The organism is Kitasatospora sp. NPDC054795, from assembly GCF_053611565.1.
The window spans coordinates 93,696-104,150 of sequence record NZ_JBSHAP010000014.1 but is presented as its reverse complement, the minus strand read 5'-3'; the positions used below and the strand labels follow the sequence as shown (position 1 = coordinate 104,150).

Sequence of the window (10,455 nt, the reverse complement as noted above, 5' to 3'; positions counted from 1 at the left end):
GCCCCCGTGCCGGTGGCGCGGGGGGGCGGGCCCCCCGGCGCCCCCCCCGCCCCCCGCCCCCCCCCCGCCCCCCCGCCCGCCCCCCCCCCCCCCCACGGCCGGGATCAGGCGTCGATGCGGGAGCGGTCCAGGGTGGCCGCCGAGTCCACGATGAACTCCTTGCGCGGGGCGACATCGTTGCCCATCAGCAGGTCGAAGATCCTCTCGGCCTGCTCGAGGTCGCCCAGGTTGATCCGGCGCAGCGTGCGGTGGCGCGGGTCCATGGTGGTCTCGGCCAGCTGGTCGGCGTCCATCTCGCCCAGGCCCTTGTAGCGCTGCACCGGCTCCTTCCAGCGCTGGTTCTTGCGCTGGAACTCCAGCAGCGTGGAGCGCAGTTCGGCGTCGGAGTAGGTGTAGTGGTACTTCTCCTGGCCGCGCTTGGGGTTGGTGAGCTCGATCCGGTGCAGCGGCGGCACGGCGGCGAAGACCCGGCCCTGCTCGACCATCGGCCGCATGTAGCGGTGGAAGAGGGTGAGCAGCAGGGTGCGGATGTGCGAACCGTCGACGTCGGCGTCGGCCATGAAGATGACCCGGCCGTAGCGGGCCTGGTCGATGTCGAAGGTGCGGCCCGAGCCGGCCCCTATCACCTGGATGATCGCGGCGCACTCGGCGTTCTTGAGCATGTCGCTCACCGAGGCCTTCTGCACGTTGAGGATCTTGCCGCGGATCGGCAGCAGCGCCTGGAACTCGGAGTTGCGGGCGAGCTTGGCGGTGCCGAGCGCGGAGTCCCCCTCGACGATGAACAGTTCGCTGCGGTCGACATCGTCGCTGCGGCAGTCGGCCAGCTTGGCGGGCAGCGAGCTGGTCTCCAGCGCCGTCTTGCGGCGCTGGGCCTCCTTGTGCTGCCGGGCGGCGACCCGGGTGCGGGCGGCCGCGACGACCTTGTCGAGCACGGCCCGGGCCTGGAGCTTCTGGTCCTTCTTGGCCGAGGTCAGGAAGGCCTTGAGCTCCTTGGCGACGACGGCCGCGACGATCCGGTTGGCCGCCGAGGTGCCGAGCACCTCCTTGGTCTGGCCCTCGAACTGCGGCTCGGCGAGCCGGACGGTGACCACCGCGGTGAGGCCCTCGGTGGCGTCGTCCTTGGTGATGTCGTCCTCGGCGACGCGCAGCAGCTTGCCCGCGCGCAGCGCCTCGTTGACCGTCTTGGCCAGCGAGCGCTCGAAACCGGTGACGTGGGTGCCGCCCTTGGGGGTGGCGATGATGTTGACGAAGGAGCGCAGCGTGGTGTCGTAGCCAGTCCCCCAGCGCAGCGCGATGTCCACGCCGAGGTGGCGGGTGACCTCGGTGGGGGTCATGTGCCCGAGGTCGTCCAGGACCGGCACGGTCTCCTTGAAGGTGCCCTCGCCGTGCAGCCGCACCACGTCGCAGACCGGCTTGTCGGGGGCCAGGAACTCGCAGAACTCGGCGATGCCGCCGTCGAAGCGGAAGGTGCTCTCCTCGACCTTGTCGCTCTCGGTGAGCCGCTCGTCACGCACCACGATGGTGAGGCCGGGGACCAGGAAGGCGGTCTGCCGGGCGCGGCTGTGCAGGTGCTCCAGGGAGAGCTTGGCGTCCTTGAGGAAGATCTGCCGGTCGGCCCAGTAGCGGATCCGGGTGCCGGTGCGGGTCTTCGGCACCTTGCGGGCCCTGGTCAGGCCGTTGCCGGGCTCGAAGGGCGCGTCCGGGCTGGTCTCGGTGAAGAGGCCGGGGGTGCCGCGGCGGAAGCTGATCGCGTGGGTGTGCCCGCCGCGGTCGACCTCGACGTCGAGGCGGGCGGAGAGCGCGTTGACGACCGAGGCGCCGACGCCGTGCAGACCGCCGGAGGCCGCGTAGGAGCCGCCGCCGAACTTGCCGCCGGCGTGCAGCTTGGTCATCACGACCTCGACGCCGGACAGCCCGGTCTTGGGTTCGACGTCGACCGGGATGCCGCGCCCGTTGTCCCGGACCTCGACCGAGGAGTCGGGGTGCAGCACGACGTCGATGCGGTCGCAGTAGCCGCCGAGCGCCTCGTCGACGGAGTTGTCGATGATCTCCCAGAGGCAGTGCATCAGACCGCGGCTGTCGGTCGAGCCGATGTACATGCCGGGGCGCTTGCGGACCGCCTCCAGGCCCTCCAGGACGAGCAGGTGCCGCGCGGTGTAGTTGGAACCGTCGTCGCCGGCCAGCAGCGCGGACGGCACGGTCGTTTCGGCACTCACGCGGCACTCTCCTCGGTGAAGTTCTGTCTCATCGGTCACATCCGGACGCATCCGGACCAAACGCCAGTGCAGCACGCCGCACCGACACCCGTCGCCCTGCGTGCCCGATCCCCTGCGCCGGGTGCACAGCACGACGGGCCGGCCCCGCGCAGCTTGTACGCGCTGCGCGAACAAGCACCGCACCCGGGTACGGACCCCGGGGGCGCCATCTCCTCCCGGTACCACCGGTCCTGGCGGATCGTGGGACCCGGCACAGGCTCCGGAACTGCCGTTATGCAGGCTACCGGGGCCCGGGGCGGGGCTTATGCTCCAACCCGGCAGAGGATTATGCTACGCGGACCTCGTACCCGATCCCGATCGGGCGTTCGAGCGACGGGCGGATCCCGGGAATCGGCACGCATGAACCACCGACGCCCGGGGCACGTCCTCATCAACACAGCAGAATCCTCAGAGAAGAAAAGCCACGAGCGGGAACGTTTTCGGCCTGGTTGGATGTTGACCCTGGTACGACAGCTCGTCGAGCTAGAGAAGAGGCGACGTGACTACTGTTCTGACCCCTGCGAGCCCGCTCACCGCGGCTGACCGCTGCGACCGCTGCGGCGCCCAGGCCTACCTGCGCGTCGTACTCGCCAGCGGCGGAGAGCTGCTCTTCTGCGGCCACCACGGCCGGAAGTTCGAGCCCGAGCTCAAGAAGATCGCCGTGGAGATACAGGACGAGAGCGGCCGTCTCACCACGACCACCGCTACGGCGACCGAAGACGAGCGCTGATCCCGGGCGCCAAAACCAGCAGCCGGCGTCGAGCTGTGTCCGGTCGTGCACCGCGCGCGACCGGTGGGCCGGGCGGCTGACCCCTTCGGGGGCCGGCCGTCCGGCTCTGCTGTACCCCCGGACGCCCTCCCGGGCCCGGTGACGCCCCGGTCGCGACTGCCGACACTGCGTCAGAACCCGGCGTCAGCACGTGACCGGGCGCACACCCACCGCGACGTCCGCGGCACCGGACACACCGCGTCCACGGACGTTCACAGGACCGAGCGCACCGCGTCGGCGACCGAGGACACCCTGGTGTAGACACCCGGGTGGGCCGCCTCGGCACAGCCCGTCCCCCAGGACACCAGGCCCACCAGCCGGCCCTCGACGATCATCGGGCCGCCGCTGTCGCCCTGGCAGGCGTCCTTGCCGCCCCGCTCCTCGCCCGCGCAGACCATGCCCCGGGCGTCGAACTTTCCGTCCTGCCCGCCCGGGTACGCCTGCGCACAGGCCCCGTCCGGCACGATCGGCACGGACACCCCGCGCAACGTGGGCGAGTAGTCGCCCCGCCCGGTGGTGTCGCCCCAGCCGTACACCTGCGTCGTGGTCCCGGCCAGGTACGGCGCCGTCTCGCCCTGGCCGACCAGCTCGACCACCGGCCGGGCGCCCTGGGACTCGGCCAGGGTGATCACCGCGACGTCGTTCATGTTCGCGTCGAAGGAGTAGTCGGGGTGGACCCAGACCGACCGCACCGCCACCTCGCGGCCGGTCGTGCCGCGCATGTCGTCCCGGCCGACGATCACCTTGAGCCCCGGCCTCTCCACCCGGCCCTTGCCCTCGTCGTAGAAGCAGTGCGCGGCCGTGACCACCTTCGTCGGCGTGACCAGCGCGCCCCCGCAGAACTGGCCGGAACGGCCGCTGCCGAACTGCTGGCGGCTGGACAGCGCCACGATCCACGGGTGGTCCCCGGTGCTCGCCGCCGTGCCGCCGACCACCCGGCGCTGGGCCTCGGCCGGCGCCGCGCCACCGAGGGCGACCAGCGGGACGGGCACGGCGGCCAGCAGCGCCAGCACGGCGGCCCTGCGGCGACGGCCCGCCCGGCCGACGGCCGGATCGGCCGGATCGGCGAGGTCTGCCGGAAACGGGATGGGCGTCGGCAGGTCAGTGCGGTCCGGCTCGGTCGGCACCGTGACTCCAGGAGGCTCGGAAGCAGGCAACCGGCACAGCGTAGGTGACCGGCTACACCGTGCGACCACTTCCCGCCGCGCCGCCACCCGGACGAGCGACAACCACCACCCGGACGCTGACACACCCGGGCCCGGACAGCCGCGAAGGCCCGGAGCCGTGCGGCTCCGGGCCTTCGCGTGGAACGACTGCCGTCGATCAGTCCAGGTAGTCGCGCAGCACCTGGGAGCGCGACGGGTGGCGCAGCTTCGACATGGTCTTCGACTCGATCTGGCGGATGCGCTCACGGGTGACCCCGTACACCTTGCCGATCTCGTCCAGCGTCTTCGGCTGGCCGTCGGTCAGGCCGAAGCGCATCGAGACCACGCCCGCCTCGCGCTCGGACAGGGTGTCCAGCACGGAGTGCAGCTGCTCCTGGAGCAGGGTGAAGGAGACCGCGTCGGCCGGGACGACCGCCTCGGAGTCCTCGATCAGGTCACCGAACTCGCTGTCGCCGTCCTCGCCCAGCGGGGTGTGCAGCGAGATCGGCTCGCGGCCGTACTTCTGGACCTCGATGACCTTCTCGGGGGTCATGTCGAGTTCCTTGGCCAGCTCCTCCGGGGTGGGCTCGCGGCCCAGGTCCTGGAGCATCTGGCGCTGGACGCGGGCCAGCTTGTTGATGACCTCGACCATGTGCACCGGGATGCGGATGGTGCGGGCCTGGTCGGCCATGGCGCGGGTGATCGCCTGGCGGATCCACCAGGTGGCGTAGGTCGAGAACTTGTAGCCCTTGGTGTAGTCGAACTTCTCGACCGCACGGATCAAACCGAGGTTGCCCTCCTGGATCAGGTCCAGGAAGAGCATGCCGCGGCCGGTGTAGCGCTTGGCCAGCGAGACCACCAGACGGAGGTTGGCCTCCAGCAGGTGGTTCTTGGCCCGGCGGCCGTCCTCGGCGATGATCTCCAGCTCGCGCTTGAGCTTCGGGGCGAGCTTGTCGGCGGCCGAGAGCTTGTCCTCGGCGAACAGACCGGCCTCGATGCGCTTGGCGAGCTCGACCTCCTGCTCGGCGTTGAGCAGCGGGACCTTGCCGATCTGCTTCAGGTAGTCCTTGACCGGGTCGGCGGTGGCGCCGGCGACGGCGACCTGCTGGGCCGGCGCGTCGTCCTCGTCGTCGTCGGAGAGGACGAAGCCCTCCGACTCCTCCTCCGGACCGGTGCCCTCGGCCTCGGTCTTGTCACCGGGCAGCGCGGCGTCCTCGAGCAGCTCCTCCTCGCCGAGCAGCTCCTCGTCGCCCTTGGCGGTCTTGCCGGCGGCGGTCTTCTTGGCGGCGGTCTTCTTGGCCGGCGCGGCGGTCTTCTTGGCGGCGGCCTTCTTGGCCGGCGCGGCCTTCTTGGCCGGCGCCTTCACCCCGGCGACGACGCCGGTCGTCTCCTCGGCGGTGATCTCGGCGGAGACGGTGGGAGCCGTGGCCGCGGCGGCGACGACGGCCGGAGCCGCGACGGGAGCGCCGGGGGCGATCCGCACGGGCGGCTTGGTCGGGGCCGACGGGGTCCGGGTGGTGACAGCCTTGGTGGCGGTGCGCTTGGTGGGGCTCTTGGCAGCAACGCTCTTGCGCTTGGCGCCGGCCGGTTCGGCCGCGCTGACCATGAGGTCCACGCCCTCCTCAATCAGCACCTGATTGAGGCTGCGCATGACGTTCTTCCACTTGGTGACCGGGATCTGGTCCGCCTCGAACGCCTGGCGCACGTCGTCACCGGCGATCTGCCCCTGGGCCTTGCCCCGCTCGATGAGAGCCAGCAGAGCCGCGGACTCGGCGATCTCGGGGGGAAGCGAACGGGATGTGCTGGCCGACACGAACAACCTCTCGGACGATGAGTGGATCTCGAACCCGTACCGGCCGCCCGAGCGGGCGGGGAAGGAAATCGCGCGTCGGACGCGCGGTGTCGATTCCGACCGACTCGGGCTTGAGGACTGGGTTTGCAGGACGGCAGCAGCGCCGCGGACCAACACAGCATTCTGACATGTTGGAGTATTCCGGAGCTGCTTCCGCTCAGGACACATCGCTGCTACTCGTCAAGTGTTACGCATGGCCTTCGTGTCGCGGGTCACACCATCCGGCGCCCGCAACCCGGAGCCGCTTCCATCATCGCGCACTCGCCGGTGAATCTATTGTCATGAACAAGCCCGACTTGGGCCCGCTTTCGCCGCCCGCTTTCGCCGCCCGCATTCGCCGGGCCGCTCCCGGCGGTTCGCCCCCTGGGGGCGCCGCCCCTTCGGGCCACGCGGCCTCCGCCGGCTCTGCCCGGTGGGACGGCGGCATGCGGAAGCCCCCCGGCTGCGCCGCGTGGTGCGGCCGGAGGGCCCGGGCGGAGCGGGCCGCCGCCGTCCGGCGCCTCCGCTCGTGGAAAACAGCCCGTTCAGTGCTCCCTGGGTGCGGGAACGGACGGCTCGATCTCGGGATGAACGGTGAGCAGCGCCCGCATCGCGACCTCGCCCGCGGCGCCGTCGCCGGCGCCCAGCGCCTCCACCAGCCGGGCGTGCAGGCTGACCGAGGACTCGGTGGGGCGCTCGCAGGAGATCGCCGGACCACCCGAGACCTGCAGCGCGCAGGCGACGATCCCGGACAGGTGCTCCAGCATCCGGTTGCCCGCCATCTGGAGGACCAGGCCGTGCAACTCGGCGTCGGCCCGGGTGTAGGTCGAGAGGTCGGCCTGGGAGGCGGCGTGGCCCATGATCTCGACCAGCTCGACCAGGCGCTGCTGGACGTCCTCCCGGCCGTGGCCGGAGGCGAGCCGGGCGGCCAGCGGCTCGATCGCCCAGCGGAGCTCGAACAGCTCCCGGCGCTGCTCGTCCCGCTGCGGCCCGAAGGCGCGCCACTCGATGATGTCCGGGTCCAGCAGGTTCCAGTCGCCGACCGGCCGGACCCGGGTGCCGACGTTCGGCCGGGCGCTGACCAGGCCCTTGGCCTCCAGCACGCGCAGCGACTCGCGGACGACGGTGCGGGAGACCTCGAACCGCTGGCCGATCTCCTCGGGCACCAGCGGGCGGTCGGCACCGAGGTCGCCGGAGACGATCATCTGGCCGAGCTGCTGGACCAGCTGGCCGTGCAGACCGCGGCCCCGACTGCTGGTGGTCTTGCGGCCGACCCGGGCGATGTCCGACTCGGCACCCTCCCAGCGGGGCACCGGCGGGGTCGGCCGGTCGGCGTACGAGAAGCGGTCCAGGTCGCCGGGACCGTGGATGGGCCCTTCGGCGGAACGGGCGGGGGTCATGGTGGGGTGCGCAAGGGTACTCACGCCTCCTTTGTCGGCGATCGGCAGGCGTGGCTTGAGAATTCTCGTGAAAAGCACACGAAAGGGTGATCGACCGTGACTGGATAATTGACTTCTTATCAGGAAGAACCGCGCATTACGGTCACTGCTGGTCGATCTTGGAAGTCCCGGGCGGAACCGCACCCGTGACGCGGCCTCGGGCCCGGGCGGGCGGCCCCGCACAGGCGGCTCAGCGCGGTTCATTGGGGCGCAGCGCGACGCGGGCGGTTCCGTGCGACGCGGCGCTACAGGGCGCGGCGGCGGGCCTGGGCCAGCAGAGCGGCCAGCAGCAGGAGCGCCGCAGGGGTCGCGACCGCGGCGAGCAGCGCCGGATCGGTCAGCGCCGCGCTCCCGGCCACCGCCTCGTGCGCACCGCCGTACACCCAGCCGTAGGCCCACTCGATCCCGGACTGGAACGGCAGCAGTTCGGTCGCCCGGGTCGGCCACGGCCTGCCGGTGCGGCGCAGCAGCAGGGCTACGCCGGACTCCAGCAGCGGCGGCAGCGCGCACAGCAGCAGCACCCCGGCCGCGGCGCTGCGGGTCAGCGAGGCGGCCAGCACCCCGGTCCAGCCCGCCACCACGGTGAGCAGGACGAAGGCCAGCAGTGCGGCGGGCACTCCGTGGCCGGCCACCAGCCCCAGCGGGGCGCCCATACCCGGCAGGTCGGACAGCCCGGACACCCCCGCACCGGTCAGCGCCTCGAAGACCTGGTCCGACAGTGCGGACGGGTCCGCCCAGGCCGCCACCGTGACGCCGTCCGGCAGCGCGAGGTGCACGGCCGCCGTGTCGAACAGCAGGGTGGCCAGCGCCAGCAACGCCGCCACCGGGCAGATCACCACCAGCTTGGCCAGCAGCAGCCGCACCCGGCGCGAGTACGACACCTGCGAGGCCACCAGCCCCGGGTGGCGCACCTCGTGCCCGTACGAGAGCGCGCCCAGCACCCCGGCGCCGAGCGCCGCGAAGGGCAGCGGGATCAGCGGGACGGCGGCGGTCAGCAGCCGCACCCCCGCCGGGGCCGTCAGCGGGCCGTCCGGGGCCTGGCTCGCCAGGACGGCGGCCACGCCGGCGTCGCTGAGCAGTACGGCTGCGAGCAGCAGCCAGGTGGAACGCAGGCCGCGCAGGCGGCGCAGCTCGTAGGCCAGGACACGCACGGTTCACTCGCTCCGGTGGTCGTCGGGGATGGCGGGGGCTGAAGAGGTGCCCGGGGTGGCCGGAGTGGCCGGGGTCGCCGGGGTCGCCGGGGCTGCTCGCCTGACGGGGCTCTGGGCGGCGGCACCCCGGACGGCGGAGGCTCGGACGGCGGTCGCGCCCGAGGCGGGGCGCCGGAGGCGCACGGTGTCGTCGGTGAGCAGGTCGTCGGCGCTGGCCCGGCGGCCGAGGGGCCGGACCCGGGCGGGCTCCAGCGGCGGGGCCGGGTCGTCGCGGAAGAGCCGGTCGACGGCCACCGTGGGCGCGGGTTCGTCCATGGCGTCGGCCCCCGTCCGCATGGACGGCCCGGGGCGACGGCCCGGCGGCTCGGGTCGGCGGCCGGCCGAGCCGAGGACGGGGAGCGCGGCGGCCGGGAGGGCTGCGGCGACGGCCACGGCGGGCAGGGCGCGGGCGGGCAGGGAACCGTCCTGCCGGGGGCGGCGGGGAGCGCCGCGCTTCGGGACGGCGGCGCCTCCGGGCGCGGCGGCGGTGGCCGGTTCGGCCGGGGGCAGGGACAGGGGCGGGCGTTGGGGCTGGACCGTCGTGGGCTCGGCCGGGGACGTCACGGCCTCGCCCGGAACGGGCTCGGCGGCCGGTTCGGGGACCCGCCGGGCGGCCGGCTTCGGGCCCGCCTCCCGGGTCGGCTCCGGTTTCGGCCGCCGGCCAGGCTCCTGGCTCGGACCGGTCTCGGGTTCCGGGTGGAGGCGGAGGTCGCCGGAGCGGCCCGAGCCGACCGGAAGGACGACCCGCGGCGCCGGCTGCTCGACCACCCGGTCGGCCAGCTCGTGCAGCAGGATTCCGTGGCGGTAGGCGAGTTCGCCGATCTCGGTGCGGTCGATCCCGGCCACCGCGAGACCGACGCTGCTGTCCCGGCGGACCTCCGCGCCCTGGCTGACCAGCAGATCCGCCAGTCGCGCCATCTGCGGCCCCCGGACGGCCACTTCGGGACTGAGCCTGGTCTGCCGGAACTCCGCGACGGGCTGGTCGGCCACCAGCCGGCCGCGGTCCAGGGTGACCACCCGGTCCGCGAGCTGCGAGGCCTCCTGCGGGCTGCGAGTGGTCACCAGGACCGTTCCACCGGCGGCGCCGAAGGAGCGCAGGAAGGAGTGGAACCACTCGACGTTGCGCGGTGACAGGCCGTCGGCGGGCCCGTCCAGCAGCAGCGCACCGGGGTCGCCGAGCAGGGCGGCGGCCAGCGCCAGGCGGCGGTGCATGCCGGGCGAGAAGGTGCGCAACCGCTGCCCGGCGACCGCGGCCAGCCGGGTCTGCTCCAGCAGTTCGTCGGCCCGGCGGGCCGGGACGCCGACGGCCGCGGCGAGCATCCGCAGGTGGCTGCGCGCCTTGCGGCCCGGGTGACCGGCCACTGCGGACTCCCCCGCGCCGGGCATCATCACCCCGACCACGCGCTCGGGGTGGCGCAACCGGCGGTACGGGCGGTCGCCGAAGAACGTGACGCCCTGGCCCCGTTCGAGTTCGAGCATCAGCCGCAGCGCGGTGGACTTGCCCGACCCCTCGGCGCCGAGCAGCGCGGTCACCGTGCCGGGCCGGGCGTCGAAGGTCAGATCGAGTACCGCGGGCGGAGCGCCCTTGCGATAGACCTTGGTCAGTCCGGTGATCTGGATCATCGCTGGCTGCTCCCATGCCCTCGGCCGACCTGCTCGACGCGGAGCGCCCCTGAGGGGCGGGCATGCACCCGCGCGGCTCCGCGCCAGCACATTAGGGGGCGACGACGGCTATTCCGGGCATTGCGGGAACGGCACGGGCCCGCCGACTGCCCACCTCACCCGATCAGGGGAAAATCCGATCCTGCGATTCACGGGGGACCGGT

General features: G+C 72.9%; 7 protein-coding genes. 1 reads left to right on the top strand and 6 read right to left on the bottom strand.

Going from position 1 to position 10,455, the window contains the following annotated elements; genetic code table 11:
- Positions 1-104: 104 nt before the first annotated feature.
- Complete coding sequence (locus ACWGJO_RS07670) at positions 105-2,216, bottom strand: DNA gyrase/topoisomerase IV subunit B (protein WP_452182615.1); 2,112 nt, start codon at positions 2,214-2,216, stop codon at positions 105-107.
- Between the two features lie 538 nt (positions 2,217-2,754).
- Here ACWGJO_RS07670 and ACWGJO_RS07665 point away from each other — a divergent pair.
- Positions 2,755-2,985, top strand: a complete 231-nt coding sequence (locus ACWGJO_RS07665; RefSeq protein WP_452182614.1) for a DUF7455 domain-containing protein — start codon at positions 2,755-2,757, stop codon at positions 2,983-2,985.
- A gap of 251 nt (positions 2,986-3,236) precedes the next feature.
- On the opposite strand, the gene ACWGJO_RS07660 is transcribed toward ACWGJO_RS07665, so the two are convergent.
- The 5 genes from ACWGJO_RS07660 to ACWGJO_RS07640 form a co-directional block, all read right to left on the bottom strand.
- Positions 3,237-4,037 (bottom strand): S1 family peptidase, encoded by an 801-nt coding sequence (locus ACWGJO_RS07660; RefSeq protein WP_452182618.1) that lies wholly within the window; start codon positions 4,035-4,037, stop codon positions 3,237-3,239.
- A gap of 310 nt (positions 4,038-4,347) precedes the next feature.
- A complete protein-coding gene (locus tag ACWGJO_RS07655; RefSeq protein WP_452182613.1) occupies positions 4,348-5,988 on the bottom strand; it encodes an RNA polymerase sigma factor in 1,641 nt (546 codons plus the stop codon).
- A 557-nt stretch (positions 5,989-6,545) separates the two neighbouring features.
- A complete protein-coding gene (locus tag ACWGJO_RS07650) occupies positions 6,546-7,478 on the bottom strand; it encodes a FadR/GntR family transcriptional regulator (protein ID WP_387694109.1) in 933 nt (310 codons plus the stop codon).
- A 206-nt stretch (positions 7,479-7,684) separates the two neighbouring features.
- The gene (locus tag ACWGJO_RS07645) at positions 7,685-8,590 is read right to left on the bottom strand and encodes a hypothetical protein (protein ID WP_452182612.1); all 906 of its coding nucleotides are present in this window, start codon (positions 8,588-8,590) and stop codon (positions 7,685-7,687) included.
- Between the two features lie 3 nt (positions 8,591-8,593).
- The gene (locus ACWGJO_RS07640; RefSeq protein WP_452182611.1) at positions 8,594-10,252 is read right to left on the bottom strand and encodes an ATP-binding cassette domain-containing protein; all 1,659 of its coding nucleotides are present in this window, start codon (positions 10,250-10,252) and stop codon (positions 8,594-8,596) included.
- Positions 10,253-10,455 lie beyond the last annotated feature (203 nt).